The 13,775-nt window shown below is 68.3% G+C and carries 14 protein-coding genes; 2 read left to right on the top strand and 12 right to left on the bottom strand.

The features are described 5' to 3' along the window. Positions 1 to 139 precede the first annotated feature (139 nt). The gene (locus ACOI2T_RS15650) at positions 140 to 907 is read right to left on the bottom strand and encodes a sulfite exporter TauE/SafE family protein (protein WP_084357042.1); all 768 of its coding nucleotides are present in this window, start codon (positions 905 to 907) and stop codon (positions 140 to 142) included. A gap of 72 nt (positions 908 to 979) precedes the next feature. Between ACOI2T_RS15650 and ACOI2T_RS15645 the strand changes: the two genes are divergently transcribed. Continuing rightward, complete coding sequence (locus ACOI2T_RS15645) at positions 980 to 1,966, top strand: threonine ammonia-lyase (RefSeq protein ID WP_409505282.1); 987 nt, start codon at positions 980 to 982, stop codon at positions 1,964 to 1,966. Here the strand turns inward: ACOI2T_RS15645 and der are convergent. From der to ACOI2T_RS15615, 6 genes are read right to left on the bottom strand one after another with little or no spacing between them, the layout of a single operon-like run. Beyond that, complete coding sequence (gene der / locus ACOI2T_RS15640) at positions 1,932 to 3,332, bottom strand: ribosome biogenesis GTPase Der (protein WP_085150708.1); 1,401 nt, start codon at positions 3,330 to 3,332, stop codon at positions 1,932 to 1,934. The genes ACOI2T_RS15645 and der overlap by 35 nt on opposite strands. Beyond that, positions 3,329 to 4,015, bottom strand: a complete 687-nt coding sequence (gene cmk, locus ACOI2T_RS15635; RefSeq protein ID WP_409505281.1) for a (d)CMP kinase — start codon at positions 4,013 to 4,015, stop codon at positions 3,329 to 3,331. The genes der and cmk overlap by 4 nt, the downstream gene beginning before the upstream one ends. Then, a complete protein-coding gene (locus ACOI2T_RS15630) occupies positions 4,012 to 4,752 on the bottom strand; it encodes a pseudouridine synthase (RefSeq protein ID WP_067859234.1) in 741 nt (246 codons plus the stop codon). The genes cmk and ACOI2T_RS15630 overlap by 4 nt, the downstream gene beginning before the upstream one ends. A gap of 1 nt (position 4,753) precedes the next feature. Beyond that, positions 4,754 to 5,500 (bottom strand): SMC-Scp complex subunit ScpB, encoded by a 747-nt coding sequence (gene scpB, locus ACOI2T_RS15625; RefSeq protein WP_409505280.1) that lies wholly within the window; start codon positions 5,498 to 5,500, stop codon positions 4,754 to 4,756. Positions 5,501 to 5,508: 8 nt separating this feature from the next. Beyond that, positions 5,509 to 6,330, bottom strand: coding sequence for a segregation/condensation protein A (locus tag ACOI2T_RS15620; RefSeq protein WP_409505418.1), 822 nt, complete (start codon positions 6,328 to 6,330; stop codon positions 5,509 to 5,511). Between the two features lie 32 nt (positions 6,331 to 6,362). Beyond that, positions 6,363 to 7,268, bottom strand: a complete 906-nt coding sequence (locus ACOI2T_RS15615; RefSeq protein WP_234791057.1) for a ParA family protein — start codon at positions 7,266 to 7,268, stop codon at positions 6,363 to 6,365. Positions 7,269 to 7,363: 95 nt separating this feature from the next. On the opposite strand from ACOI2T_RS15615, the gene ACOI2T_RS15610 reads away from it, so the two are divergent. Beyond that, the gene (locus tag ACOI2T_RS15610; RefSeq protein WP_409505279.1) at positions 7,364 to 8,116 is read left to right on the top strand and encodes an O-methyltransferase; all 753 of its coding nucleotides are present in this window, start codon (positions 7,364 to 7,366) and stop codon (positions 8,114 to 8,116) included. An 18-nt stretch (positions 8,117 to 8,134) separates the two neighbouring features. Here the strand turns inward: ACOI2T_RS15610 and xerD are convergent, their stop codons facing one another. From xerD to steA, 5 genes are all read right to left on the bottom strand, one after another. Then, a complete protein-coding gene (gene xerD, locus ACOI2T_RS15605; RefSeq protein ID WP_085150700.1) occupies positions 8,135 to 9,091 on the bottom strand; it encodes a site-specific tyrosine recombinase XerD in 957 nt (318 codons plus the stop codon). Next, complete coding sequence (locus ACOI2T_RS15600; protein ID WP_409505278.1) at positions 9,088 to 9,708, bottom strand: NUDIX domain-containing protein; 621 nt, start codon at positions 9,706 to 9,708, stop codon at positions 9,088 to 9,090. Before ACOI2T_RS15600 ends, xerD begins: the two co-directional genes overlap by 4 nt. Further along, positions 9,701 to 11,467, bottom strand: coding sequence for a CTP synthase (locus ACOI2T_RS15595; RefSeq protein WP_067859290.1), 1,767 nt, complete (start codon positions 11,465 to 11,467; stop codon positions 9,701 to 9,703). Before ACOI2T_RS15595 ends, ACOI2T_RS15600 begins: the two co-directional genes overlap by 8 nt. Before the next feature lie 143 nt (positions 11,468 to 11,610). Beyond that, a complete protein-coding gene (locus ACOI2T_RS15590; RefSeq protein WP_409505277.1) occupies positions 11,611 to 12,552 on the bottom strand; it encodes a copper transporter in 942 nt (313 codons plus the stop codon). Between the two features lie 15 nt (positions 12,553 to 12,567). Then, the gene (steA, locus tag ACOI2T_RS15585) at positions 12,568 to 13,752 is read right to left on the bottom strand and encodes a putative cytokinetic ring protein SteA (protein ID WP_409505276.1); all 1,185 of its coding nucleotides are present in this window, start codon (positions 13,750 to 13,752) and stop codon (positions 12,568 to 12,570) included. Positions 13,753 to 13,775: the final 23 nt, after the last annotated feature.

Here is a 13,775-nt window from a genome sequence, read left to right as displayed (position 1 = left end):
GGCGCGAGGGCCAGAACGGCTCGAGAGCAGCAAGGGCAGACGGCGCAGTGCGGTAAGCACGTTCAGCCACCGGTCGCCCCTCCCTTTTCAGACAGATTCAAAAAGCTTACAAGAGGCGCTCAGCGATTGCATCGCAGCCTTACACCGCCAACAACCGGTACAGCCCGATTAGTCCCACCACCACGATCACCGCGCGCAGCGCGTTCGGCGACAGCCGGCGTCCGTAGTGCGCTCCGAGGAATCCGCCGATCAGCGAACCGACCGCGATCAAGCCCGCGGCTTCCCAGCTGATCCGGTCGAACGCCACGATCGTGTACGCCAGCGCCGCGACGATGTTGACCAGCAGCGACAGCAGGTTCTTCGCCGCGTTCATGCGCTGCATCGACTCCGGCAGCAACGCGCCCATGACGGCGATCAGCAGGATGCCCTGGGCGGCGGTGAAGTATCCGCCGTAGACGCCGACGGCAAGCGTCCCGAGCACCAGCACAGCCATTTTCCGTGAGCTCACGTGCTCGGCGGACTGGCCGGACGCTTCGGCGCGTCGTCGTGCCCATGCCTGGATGCGGGGCCCGATCACGACCAGGATCAGTGCCAGGATCAGCAGAACCGGGACCACCGCGACGAACACCTTCTCCGGAAGGTGCAGCAGCAGCCACGCGCCTGCGCCCGCGCCGATCAACGACGCCGGGATCTGCCAGCGCAGCCGCTTCCACTGACCCTTGAGCTCACGGCGATACCCCCACGTGCCGGACACGCCGCCGGCGACCAGACCGACCGCGTTGGACATCGTCGACGTGACCGGCGGATAGCCGAGCGCGACCAGTGTGGGAAACGTGATGAGCGTGCCCGATCCGACGACCGCGTTGATCGCTCCCGCTCCGACACCGGCCAATGCGATCAGGATCATGTGGGTCACGGACACTCGGGCCACCCTATCGTCCGACCGGTGGACCCACCACGCCGGGATTACGCTGCTGTCGTGCCGGATACGCGCCTCGACCTCGCACGGATTCAGGCGGCCCGCACAATGATCGATCCCGTTTTTCTCGACACGCCTCTGTATCGCTGTGAGGCGTTGGAGCCGGCCCTCGGGTGCGCCGTGAGCATCAAGCTCGAAACCGCGAATCCGGTCCGCAGTTTCAAGGGACGCGGCACCGAGGTGGTCGCGAGCCTGCTGGCCATCGCCGGCTCGCGAGCCGTGGTGTGCGCCAGCGCGGGCAACCTGGGCCAGGCGCTCGCATGGTCCGGCCGCGGCCGCGGACTCGACGTCACGGTCGTGGCATCCCGGTTTGCACCTGCGGTCAAGCTTGATCGCATCCGCGCCCTCGGCGCCACGTTGAAACTCGTGGACGGCGACCACGAAATGGCCCGCGACCGCGCTGCCGCGATCGCACGCCACGATGGCATCCGGTTGCTGGAAGACAGCTTGGACATCGAGACCTGTGAGGGCGCCGCGACCATCGGGCTGGAGCTCATCGACGCCGCGCCGTCATTCGACGCGGTGCTGATCGCGCTCGGCGGCGGGGCGCTGGCCACCGGTGTCGGGCACGTCCTCAAAACCTGCGCGCCCGATGTCGACGTGATCTGCGTCCAGCCGCTGGGTGCACCCGCGATGACGCGGTCGTGGCACGAGCGGCGCGTGGTCACCACCGAATCGACCGACACCATCGCCGACGGAGTCGCGGGACGACGTCCGATCGCAGCCGTGCTCGACGACCTCCTTCAGGTCGCCGATGACGCGGTCCTGGTCCGGGAGTCGTCGATCATCGCGGGAATGCGGCTGCTGCTCGACCACGCCGGGTTGGTCGTCGAACCATCCGGCGCACTCGGCATCGCCGCGGTCCTCGAGAACCCGGACCGTTTCGCGGGCCGGCACGTCGCCACCATCGTGTGCGGAAGCAACGTCGACGCCGCCGCATATCACCGTTGGGTCAGCGCTTCGCCGAGCGCTTCTCGCGAACCCTGACGTTGATCCGAATCGGGCTGCCCTCGAACCCAAAAGTCTCGCGCAGCCGCCGCTCCAGGAACCGGCGGTAGCCGGCTTCGAGGAAGCCCGAGGTGAACAACACGAACGTCGGCGGACGCGATGTCGCCTGCGTGGCGAACAGGATTCGTGGTTGCTTGCCGCCGCGCACCGGCGGCGGTGTCGCCGCCACGACCTCTTTGAGGAACGTGTTGAGCCGGCCGGTCGGGATCCGGGTGTCCCAGGACGCCAGTGCGGTCTCCAGCGCGGGCACGAGCTTCTGCACGGCTCGCCCGGTCTTGGCGGAGATGTTGACCCGCGGCGCCCACTGCACCTGCACGAGTTCGCGTTCGATCTCGCGGTCCAGCAGGTAGCGCCGGTCCTCATCGACCAGGTCCCACTTGTTGAACACCAGCACGAGGGCGCGTCCGGCTTCGATCACCATCGACAGCACGCGCTGATCCTGTTCGGTCAGCGGCTGCGATCCGTCGATCAGCACCATCACGACTTCGGCCGCGTCGATCGCACCGTGCGTGCGCACCGAGGCGTAGAACTCGTGCCCGCTGGCTTGGCCGACCTTGCGGCGCAACCCGGCGGTGTCGACGAAACGCCAAGTCTTGCCGCCCAATTCGATCAGCGAGTCGACCGGGTCGACAGTCGTGCCTGCGACATCGTGCACGACCGAACGCTCGTCGCCGGCCAGCCGGTTCAGCAGAGAACTCTTGCCCACGTTGGGCTTTCCGACGAGTGCGACGCGTCGCGGCCCGCCGCCGCCACCGGCGAGCTCGGAGGTCTCGGGCAAATCCTCGATCAGCCGGTCCAGCAGATCGGCCACCCCGCGGCCGTGCATGGCGCTGATCGGATGCGGCTCCCCCACGCCCAGCGACCACAGCGCCGCCGCGTCCGCCTCGCCCCGCTCGGTGTCAACCTTGTTGGCGGCCAAGAAGACCGGCTTGCCGGACTTGCGCAGCAGGCGTGCGGCGGCTTCGTCGGCAGCGGTCGCGCCGACGACGGCGTCGACCACGAGGATGATCGCGTCGGCCGTGCGCATCGCGACCGACGCCTGATCGGCGACGAGCTGTTGCAGACCCTTGGCGTCCGGCTCCCATCCCCCGGTGTCCTGCACGACGAACCGGCGGCCCAGCCAGTTCGCGTCATAGGACACCCGGTCGCGCGTGACGCCGGGGATGTCCTGCACCACCGCTTCGCGACGGCCCAGGATCCGGTTCACCAGAGTGGATTTGCCCACGTTGGGCCGGCCGACGACCGCGACGACGGGCGGCGCGATGGCCGCCTCCTCGACAGCTTCGGCGACGTCGGCGGGAAGTTCCCACTCGCTCTCGTCAGACCACGTACCGTCCTCGCTCATCGCCGCACCCCGGCATGCTGAGTGACGAGATCGAGCAGGTGCGCGATCACCTGGGTCTCATCCATGTCGCTGGTGTCGACCACCAGCGCATCATCGGCCGCCCGCAGCGGCGAGACCGGCCGCGTCGAATCGAGATGGTCGCGGCGCTGCACGTCGGCCAGCACCGTCTCATAGTCGTCGGGCAGGCCGTTGGCGATGTTCTGGGCGTTGCGCCGGCGCGCGCGTTCCTCGGCCGACGCGGTGAGAAAGATCTTCACGTCGGCGTCGGGCAGCACCACGGTTCCGATGTCACGGCCTTCCACGACGACACGCCCGCCGCCCGCGGCAAGTCCGCGCTGCAGGTCGACCAGCCGGGCCCGCACCGCGGGGACTGCCGACACCGCCGAGACCGCGCGGGTCACCGCATCGCCACGGATCTCGGCCGAAACGTCTTCTCCGGCAAGGTATGCGCGGTCTTCGTCGGGATCGGACCCGACATTGACCGCGACGTCTGCGGCCGCCCGGTCGATCGCCTCGGGATCGCCGAGGTCGGCCCCGGCACGCAGCACCGCGAGGGTCGCGATCCGGTACATCGCGCCCGTGTCGAGGTAGCGCGCACCGAGCGCACGGGCCAGCCCCCGAGACACCGAGGACTTGCCGGTGCCGGCCGGGCCGTCCACCGCAACCACCAAAGATCCGCTCACAACCCCACCGCCTGATACAGCTCGCCGATCTCTTTTCGGCTGAGCGCTCGAATACTGCCCGGACGTTGATCGCCCAGCGACACCGTGCCGATGTCGGTACGCACCAGCTCCTGGACCGGGTAATCCACCGCTGCCAGCAGCCGCCGCACAATACGGTTACGCCCTTCGTGCAGGGTGACTTTCACCAGCGTCTTGCCCGGAACCGTGTCGACCACCGCGAAATCGTCCACGTGCGCCGGCCCGTCGTCCAGTTCGACGCCGGCCCGCAACTTCTTGCCGAGGCCGCGCGGCACCGTGCCGATCACGGTCGCGACGTATGTCTTCGGCACCTCGTAGGACGGGTGCATCAACCGATGTGCGAGCTCCCCGTCGTTGGTCAGCAACAGCAGCCCTTCGGTGTCGGCGTCGAGGCGCCCGACGTGAAACAGCTTCTTGTTGCCCCGCACGCGGTGTTCGACGAGATCGCCCACACACGGCCGGCCCCGGTCGTCGGACATCGTCGAGTGCATGCCGCGCGGCTTGTTGATCGCGAGATACACCAGGGTGTCATCGAGCACGATGCGGGAGCCGTCGACGCGGATCTCGGCGACCGCCGGATCGACCCGGGTGCCGAGCTCGGTGACCACGCGGCCGTCGACCTCGACGCGGCCGTCGGTGATCATCCGCTCCGCGACCCGTCGCGACGCGATTCCCGCCTGCGACAAGACTTTCTGGAGTCGCACACCTTCGTCGGCCATGTCAGTCCTTGTCCACATCGAAGGCGGCCGGCTGGTCGCCCGAGGGCGTCCCGCCGTTGAGTTTCGCGAAACGCGGTTCGTCTCCGAGGTTTTCGCTCAGGTCGTCGATCACGTCGACGTCGGGCAGCAGCGGCGCGATGTCGGGCAGGTCGGTCAGCGAGGAGAGGCCCAACCGTTCCAGGAACAGCTCCGTCGTCGCGAAAGTCGTCGCCCCCGAATCGGAATCGGTGCCCGCCTCGGTGATGAGGCCGCGCGCCAGCAGCGTCCGCATCACCGCGTCGACGTTGACACCACGCACCGCGCTCACGCGGGCACGGGTCACCGGCTGCCGGTAGGCCACCACCGCGAGGGTTTCCAACGCCGCGCGGGTCAGCTTGGTCCTCGCGCCGTCGAGCAGCAGCCGTTCCACGTACGGCGCGTACCGCGCGCGGGTGTACATCCGCCAGCCACCACCGGCCTCGCGCAGGTCGATGCCGCTGTCGCGGGCGGCCAGCTCGTCGGCCATGAGCCGCAGTTTGGCCGCGATGCGGTAGGCCGGCTGTTCGGTGGCCGAGGCCAGCGCATCGACGGTCACCGGGGTGTCGACCACCAGCAGCAGTGCCTCCAGCACCGCGCCGAGCTCGCCGTCCTCCAGGTCCGGGACGAGGGCGACGTCGACGCCCAGATCCTCACCGAGGTCGACGGGCGGCAGCTGAGCATCCATCCCGGCGCCGGGCTCGGCACCGGGATCGGAAATCTCGTCAGTCATCGTTCTCGCTATTCTTCCGCGTCGGCGGTTGCCAGGTGTTCGCTGGTCGGTCGATCCCCGGTCCACGAAACCTGGAGCACACCAAGCGGTTCTGATTGCTCGAATGCTACCGCCCTGGCCCGGAACAGCTCGAGCAGCGCCAGGAAACGGCCCACGATCTCGATGCCGGCCGTGCAGTCGGCCACCAGTTCGGTGAATGTCGCCCACTGCCCGACCCCACGCTGTTCCAGCAGGCCAAGCAGCCGCTCGGCCTGCTCGGGCACCGACACCTTGGGCGCGTGAATGTGATCGGTGCCGACCGTCGGCACCGGGCGCGGGGTGAATGCCGCCGCGGCGATTGTGGCGAACTTCTCGGCATCGACGCCGAGCATCACCTCCGGCAGCAGGTCGGAATAGCGGTCCTCCAACGACACCGCGCGCGGATAGCTGCGCAGCGCCGCCGCCTCGAGTTCGGCGAACATCTCGGCGACGTGCTTGAACGCGCGGTACTGCAGGAGCCGGGCGAACAGCAGATCCCGCACCTCGAGCAGGGCCAGGTCTTCCTCGTCCTGCACCTCGCCGGCCGGCAGCAGTCGTGCGGCCTTGAGGTCGAGCAGCGTGGCCGCGATCACCAGGAACGCCGTGGTCTCGTCGAGTTCGAGCTGCGCGCCGATCTCCTTGGTGTAGGCGATGAAATCGTCGGTCACCTGATGCAACGCCACCTCGGTGACATCGAGCCGGTGCGCGAAGATCAGCTGCAGCAGAAGGTCGAACGGACCCTCGAAATTGGTCAGCCGAACCTGGAAGCGGTTCTGCTGACTGCCGCCCGATGCGGTATCCGATGCCGCCACGGCCTGCGCGGCATCGGTACCCGCGACGTCGTTCACACGCCGAACCGGTAGATGACTTCCCGCGCGAGCGACCGGTAGGCGATGGCGCCACCGGACTTGGGCGCCCACGTGGTGATCGGCTCGCCGGCGACGCTGGTCTCCGGGAACCGCACGGTCCGGGTGATGACGGTGTCGAATACGAGGTCGCCGAACCGCTCCACCACGCGGGCCATGACCTCACGCGCGTTGACCGTACGCGGGTCGTAGCGGGTGACCAGGATGCCGCTGATGGACAGTTTGGGGTTGAGCCGGTCGTGCACCTTGTCCACGGTGTCGGTGAGCAGCGCCAGGCCGCGAAGCGAGAAGTACTCGCATTCGGTCGGGATGATGACGCCGTCCGCGCACGCCAGACCGTTGACGGTCAGCAGGCCCAGCGATGGCTGGCAGTCGATCAGCACGTAGTCGTAGCGGTCGAGAACGGGATAGAGCGCCCGCGCCAGGGACTGCTCGCGGCCCACCTCGTTGACCAGCTGGATCTCGGCGGCCGACAGGTCGATGTTGCTCGGCACCAGGTCCATGCCGCTGACCCGGGTCTTGATCAGCACGTCGTCGATCGACACCCGCGGCTCGACGAGCAGGTTGTGGACGGTGTGCGCGAGCTCGTAGTGCGGCACCCCGAGGCCCGCCGACAGGGCGCCCTGCGGATCGAGGTCGACGAGCAGGACCCGTCGGCCGTACTCGGCGAGGCTCGCGCCCAGGTTGATGGTCGAGGTGGTCTTGCCGACCCCGCCCTTCTGGTTGCACATCGCGATGACCTTGGCCGGGCCGTGCGTCGATCGGGGTTGCGGCTCGGGAATGTCGCGCGGGGGGCGCCCGGTCAGGCCCAGTTCGGTCCCACTGTGCTCGAACAGACCATCGTGTCCGTGGTCGTCAGTCAACGCGACCACCACTGGCGTCATATCGCGAAGACTTGGCGAACATCCGGGCAAGTTTAACGTCGTCACGCTGCCAGGACGGGCAGACCCGCGGGCAATCGAGCCATATGGTGAAGGTCATGAGTCTCAAGCAGCGGCTGCCGCTGTTGCGGTGGTCGTTCATCCGCATGGGGATCGGCGCCTGGCACTTCGCCAAGACCGGGCAGTGGGGCGACGGTCGCGAGGCTGCCGCCGCGGACTACGTCGTGGCCAATGCCCGGCAGGGCGATCTCGACGATGTCCTCGCCACGATCGACAAGTTCGCGTACGAGAAGTCTTTTCTCATCAACGTCGGCGACGAGAAGGGCGCACTACTCGACGCCGCCGTCCGGCGGGCAGAAACGCAGTTGGCGCTGGAACTCGGCACGTACTGCGGCTACGGCGCCATGCGCATCGCCCGCGCCGCACCGGCCGCCCGCGTGTTCTCCGTCGAGTTCTCCCCCGCCAACGCCGAGATCGCCCGCCGCGTCTGGGCGCATGCCGGCGTCGCCGACCGGGTGACGTGCGTCGTCGGCACCATCGGTGACGGCGGCAAAACGCTCGACGCTCTCACGCAGAGCGGCTTCGCCCCGGGCGGGCTGGATTTGGTGTTCCTCGACCACGACAAGAACGCCTACCTGCCCGACCTGCACAGCATCCTGGACCGCGGCTGGCTGCACCCGGGGTCGATCGTCGTCGCCGACAACGTCAAGCTGCCCGGCGCACCGAAGTACCTCGCCTACATGCGCGAGCACCAGGGCACGGTCTGGAACACGACGGAGCACAAGACGCACGCCGAATACCAGACGCTGCTGCCCGACCTGGTACTGGAGTCGGAGTACCTGGGCGGCTGACAGATCGCTCAGGATCTTCTAGCGTGCGCGCGGATGCGCCCCGGCCCACACTTCGCGCAGCGTGTGCACGGTGACCATGGTGTAGATCTGCGTCGTGGTCACCGACGCGTGCCCGAGAAGCTCTTGCACGACGCGCACATCGGCGCCGCCGTCGAGCAGGTGGGTGGCAAAGGAGTGCCGCAGGGTGTGCGGTGACACTGCCGATGCGATGCCTGCCCGTTCCGCGGCGTCCTGCAGCACCTGCCAGGCGCTCTGCCGCGACAGCCGGCCGCCGCGGGCGTTGAGGAAGATCGCCGGGGTACCGCGGCCGCGTCGGGCCAGATCCGGCCGTCCGCGCACCAGGTAGGCGTCGAGCGCGCTGACCGCCGGGCGGCCGATCGGCACCAGCCGCTGCTTGCCGCCCTTGCCGTGCAGCAGCACCGAGCGGGCGTGCGTGTCGATGTCGTCGACGTCGAGCCCGACCGCTTCCGAGATGCGGGCGCCGGTGGAGTACAGCAGCTCGAGCAGCGCGCGGTTGCGCAGGGTCAACGGCCCGTCGGCCTCGCTGTCGCCGCCCGCGGCTTCCAATAACGCCAGCACCTCGTCGAGGGTCAGGCTCTTGGGTAGCCGACGGCTCGGCGTCGGTGGTTTGACCGCACGGGCGACGTCGACATCGGTGAGCCCCTCGGCCGCGGCGAACCGGTGCAGGCCGCGCACCGCGACGACGGCCCTGGCCGCCGAAACCGCCGACAGCGCAACCACACCCGCCTCGGGGTCACCGCGGCGCAGCGCCACCAGGAAATCGCTGACATCGGTCTCGGCGACCTTGGCCAGATCGTCGATGCCGCGCTGCGTCAGGTGTTCGGCATACCGGCGCAGGTCGCGACGGTAGGAACTCAGCGTGTTGGCCGCCACTCCCCGCTCAATCGTGAGGTGATCGAGGTAGCCCTGGATCTGGTCGTCCAGGGCCGTGCGGAGCGGCGACGATGTCGTCACTGCAGGCCTTTGCGCCGCCAGAACGCCGTCGGGCGGTCCACCCACGGTGCGTCCACGGGCCGCAACGACTCCGCATCGCTCATCGCGTGCGCAGCCAGAATGCCCGCCACCGCAATCGAATTCACGATCTCACCGGTGAACACCCGCGACACCGCCTCGGCCAGCGGAACCCGCTCGATCACCATGTCGGCTTCTTCGTCGTGCGCCTCGGGCCGTCCGATGTCGGTCAGCCCGGTCGCCAGGAAGATCCGCACGCTCTCGTCGGAGAATCCCGGCGCCGAGATGATGTCGACGAGAACGCGCCAGTTCGCGGCGGCCAGGCCGACTTCCTCCTTGAGTTCGCGCGCCGCGGTCACCTCGGGAGGCTCGCCGCCCAGGTCCAGCAGACCGGCGGGAAGCTCCCACAACCGGCGGCCCAGCGGGTGCCGGTATTGGTACACCAGCACCACATTGCCGTCGTCGTCCAGCGCGACGACGGCGACCGCACCGTAGTGTTCGACGACTTCACGCCGTGCCGTGCGCCCGCCCGGCATACTGACCTCATCCGCACGCAGCGCGAAAATCTTTCCGACGTATACGGTTTCGCTTGCCAGCGTCTCGAAGTCGTGTTCAGCCACGGACGTCGGATTTCTCCAGGGATCCGTCCAGGGCGTCATCTGACTGCTCGACGCCGTTGGAGAACTGCTCGGGCAGGTCCATACCCGGCAACCGCTCCTCGGCCTTGTAGCTCAGCGCCGCGCCGATGAACGACGCGAACAACGGATGCGGCCGGGTGGGCCGGCTCTTGAGTTCGGGGTGGGCCTGCGTGCCGACCAGGAACGGATGCACCTCGGGCGCGTATTCGACGAACTCCACCAGATGCCCGTCGGGCGAGGTGCCGGAGAACCGCAGCCCGCTTTCGGCGATCCGGTCCCGGTAGGCGTTGTTGACCTCGTAGCGGTGCCGGTGCCGTTCGGACACCTCGGTGGACTGGTATGCCTCGGCCACAATGGAATTCGGGGTCAGCACGGCCGGGTAGGCACCGAGCCGCATGGTGCCACCGAGGTCTGCCTCTCCTGCCACGGCGTCGCGCTGGTCGGCCATGGTGGAGATCACCGGGTCGGTGGTCTTCGGATCGAACTCGGCCGAGTTCGCCCCGGTGATGCCGACCGACCGGGCGGCCTCGATGACGATGCACTGCAGGCCCAGGCACAGCCCGAGCACCGGAAGCCCGCGCTTGCGCGCGAACGAGATGGCGCCGATCTTGCCCTCGATGCCGCGGATGCCGAACCCGCCGGGGATCAGCACGCCGTGCACGTCGGCGAGCGCCGCGGATGCCCCGTTGTCGGTCTCGCAGTCATCGGAGGCCACCCACCGCATCTCCACCTTGGCGCGGTGCTTGAATCCACCCGCGCGCAGCGCCTCGGCAACCGACAGGTACGCATCGGACAGGTCGATGTACTTGCCCACCAGCGCAATTCGCACGGTCTCCTGCGGTTCGTGGACGCGGCGCAGCAGATCGTCCCACTCGGTCCAGTCGACGTCGCGGAACGGCAGATTGAGCCGGCGCACCACATACGCGTCGAGTTCCTCGCGGTGCAGCACCTTGGGGATGTCGTAGATCGAGGGCGCGTCCGGCGTCGAGATCACGCCGTCGACGTCGACGTCGCACATGAGCGCGATCTTGTTCTTGAGCGGCTCCGGGACGTCGCGGTCGCAGCGCAGGATCAGCGCATCCGGCGTGATGCCGATGCTGCGCAGCGCGGCCACCGAGTGCTGGGTCGGTTTGGTCTTGAGCTCACCGGACGGCGCGAGGTACGGCACCAGCGACACGTGCAGGAAGAAACAGTTGTCGCGGCCGACCTCGTGGCGCACCTGGCGGGCGGCCTCCAGGAACGGCAGAGATTCGATGTCGCCGACCGTGCCGCCGACTTCGGTGATCACGACGTCGGGCCGGTTACCGGACGCGTCGGGTTCGGCCATCGCCAGGATGCGGCTCTTGATCTCGTCGGTGATGTGCGGGATCACCTGGACGGTGTCGCCCAGGTACTCGCCGCGGCGTTCCTTGGCGATCACCGACGAGTACACCTGGCCGGTCGTCACATTGGCCGAGCCCGACAGGTTGCGGTCCAGGAAGCGTTCGTAGTGGCCGACGTCGAGGTCGGTTTCGGCACCGTCCTCGGTGACGAACACCTCGCCGTGCTGGAACGGGTTCATGGTGCCCGGGTCGACGTTGAGATACGGGTCGAGCTTCTGCATGGTCACCTGCAGGCCCCGCGCGGTCAGCAACTGACCGAGGCTGGACGCGGTCAGACCCTTACCGAGTGACGAAACCACACCACCAGTGACGAAGAGATGTTTGGTGGCGGTTTGCGGGTGCTTGCGTAACGCGGGCAAAAGCATCCTCCGTGACGACGGGCAGGGAATCGCTGAAACTAGCTGTGGCCTGCCAACCCACGGAATCTCACCTTAACACTGACACCGACAAGCCGTCGCTGACGCGCCGCGCACGCGAGGAGCAAGACAGCAGAGGTTCGGTGCTATTGCGGGACGGTTACGGACGCGGCGCCCGGTCCGGTGCCGTACTGCCCGGGCCGCCCGCCGGCGGCGAGGTCGCCGAGCGCCAGCACCGCGGTGATCTGACCGGCGCTGGAATCCACGTCGTCGACGGTGCTGACCGCCGCGGTGAGTGCGGCATCCGACCTGGTCACGGCCACGGCGCCGGTGCCAGAAGCCGCGCCCTGTCTGCCGACCAGGACGGTGCCGGAGCCGTGCGGGGCCAGGCCCGACGCGAACCGGGCGACGGTCGCGCCACGGTTGCCCGCGTCGTCGCCGAGCCCGCCGCCGGTCACGATGAGCGCGGTGTTGGCCGCACCGATGTGCTGATCGTCATAGGTCAGGAAGCCGGTGTCGCGCAGTGCGGTGAGCACCGTCGCGCGCTGGGTGTCGTCCACCGGGGCGGTGGCGGGGTTCTTGTCGATGAGCAGCGCGATGCCCAACAGGTCGCCGGCTTGTGAGCCCTGGTCCACCGCGGCGGTGTTGAGCTGTTTGCCGGCCGGCACGATCGGCGAGTTGACCACCGAGAGCAACTTGTCCGCCGAGTTGGCTTCCACGAACTCCGGGGTGAGCGACACCGTGCCGGTGACGGTGCCGCCGGCCTGGCCGATGAAGCGTGCCATCGCGTCGACGTCGCCGTCGGCGGCATCGGGTGTCCGGAACACCACCACCGACTTGTCCTTCAACGCGTCGCGGACCATGCGCGGCGCCATCTGCGCATCGAATTCGCTTGCCGCGTTGAGCCTTTCGTTCAACGCGTTCTTGTCGTCGGTGAGCGTGTCGATCTGGTGCTGCAGTTGTTTCTTGTCGTCACGCAGCCCCGAGAGCACGGTGTTGGACAGCAGGCCCGACCCCAGTGCCACCCCGATCGCGAGTGCGAGGAACACCGCCGCCAACGAAATTGCATGTGCACGTAGCGTTATCACGGCTCACCTGCCCATTCAGCTGACGAGGCCCTGCACCCACAGCGTGAAACGGTTCCAGTACTCGGCAACCCAGTCGAGCACCGCGGCATCGGCGCGCGACACCCACAGCGCGACGATGACGGCCACCAGCATGGCCAGCACCAGCAGGGCGATCGCGCCGCCGGACACCCGGCTGCGGTACAGCGTGGCCACGGCCTTGGCGTCGACGAGCTTCTCCCCCACCTTCAACCGGGTCAGGAACGTCGAAGGGTTGCTGCGCTGCCGCGACCGGTCGAAGAACTCCTCGATGTTGGCGGTGTGCCCGGCGGTGACGATCAACGCCGCACCGTGGTGATCGCACAGCAGCAGCGCCAGGTCCGCGGCCGAGCCGGCGGCGGGGAATGTCATCGCGCCGACACCGAGATCCTGGATGCGCTCGAGCCCGGCGGCGTGCCCGTCGGCGTCGGCGGGCAGGATCACCTGGGCTCCGCTGCGCAGCACCTCGACGCTCATCTTGTCCGGGTCGCCGACGATGAGCGCCGGCCGATATCCCGCCTTGCGCAGCACATCGGCGCCGACGCCCACCCCGACCAGGACGGGCTGATACTCCTTGATGAACGGTTTGAGGGCCTTGAGGTCGTCGGCGGCATTGGACTCCTCGGCGACGATCACGACATGCCGACGGCGCAGGTCGACATCGATGTTGGGGATGCCGATGCCGTCGATCAGCAAGGGGCTCTCGCTGCGGATGAACTCGATGGTGTTGCCCGCGAACGCCTCGAGGTGGGCCACCAGGCCGCTCTTGGCCTCATGCATGAGCTCGTGGATCTCTTGGTCGTTGCGCTCGACACCGTGGGCGATCCGGCGGTCACCGGAGTAGACGCCGCCGTTGTGCAGACGCACGCGGGCACCGTCCTTGACCTTCTTGAAGACCTCCGGACCAGCCTCGTCGATGAGCGTGACCCCGTTGGCGACGAGAACCTCGGGCCCCAGATTGGGGTACCGCCCGGAGATCGACGGGGACGCGTTGACCACGCCGGCGACGTTCGCCTCGACCAGCGCGTCCGCGGTGATCCGGTCCAGGTCCTGGGCATCGAGGACGACGATGTCGCCGGGGCCGACGCGTCGCAGCAGTCGATCGATGTCGCGGTCCACGCGGGCAGTGCCCGTGACACCCGGGCGTGAGGTGGCATTGCGAGTGAGCAGCGCTGACATCTTCATGCGCCGATTCTGTCGAGAAACCC

Origin of the sequence: Mycolicibacterium wolinskyi str. Jessa 2025, from assembly GCF_049241375.1 — a bacterium.
GTDB classification, from domain to species: Bacteria; Actinomycetota; Actinomycetes; order Mycobacteriales; family Mycobacteriaceae; genus Mycobacterium; species Mycobacterium wolinskyi.
The sequence above is the reverse complement of the archived record's forward strand: the minus strand, read 5'-3'. Positions and strand labels throughout refer to the sequence as shown.

Coding starts and splice junctions, on each gene's coding strand:
- ACOI2T_RS15610 (WP_409505279.1), top strand. CDS start 7,364: ATGAGTCTCAAGCAGCGGCTGCCGCTGTTGCGGTGGTCGTTCATCCGC.
- ACOI2T_RS15630 (WP_067859234.1), bottom strand. CDS start 4,752: ATGGCCGACGAAGGTGTGCGACTCCAGAAAGTCTTGTCGCAGGCGGGA.
- ACOI2T_RS15650 (WP_084357042.1), bottom strand. CDS start 907: ATGATCCTGATCGCATTGGCCGGTGTCGGAGCGGGAGCGATCAACGCG.
- steA (WP_409505276.1), bottom strand. CDS start 13,752: ATGAAGATGTCAGCGCTGCTCACTCGCAATGCCACCTCACGCCCGGGT.
- ACOI2T_RS15615 (WP_234791057.1), bottom strand. CDS start 7,268: ATGACGCCAGTGGTGGTCGCGTTGACTGACGACCACGGACACGATGGT.
- der (WP_085150708.1), bottom strand. CDS start 3,332: ATGAGCGAGGACGGTACGTGGTCTGACGAGAGCGAGTGGGAACTTCCC.
- scpB (WP_409505280.1), bottom strand. CDS start 5,500: ATGACTGACGAGATTTCCGATCCCGGTGCCGAGCCCGGCGCCGGGATG.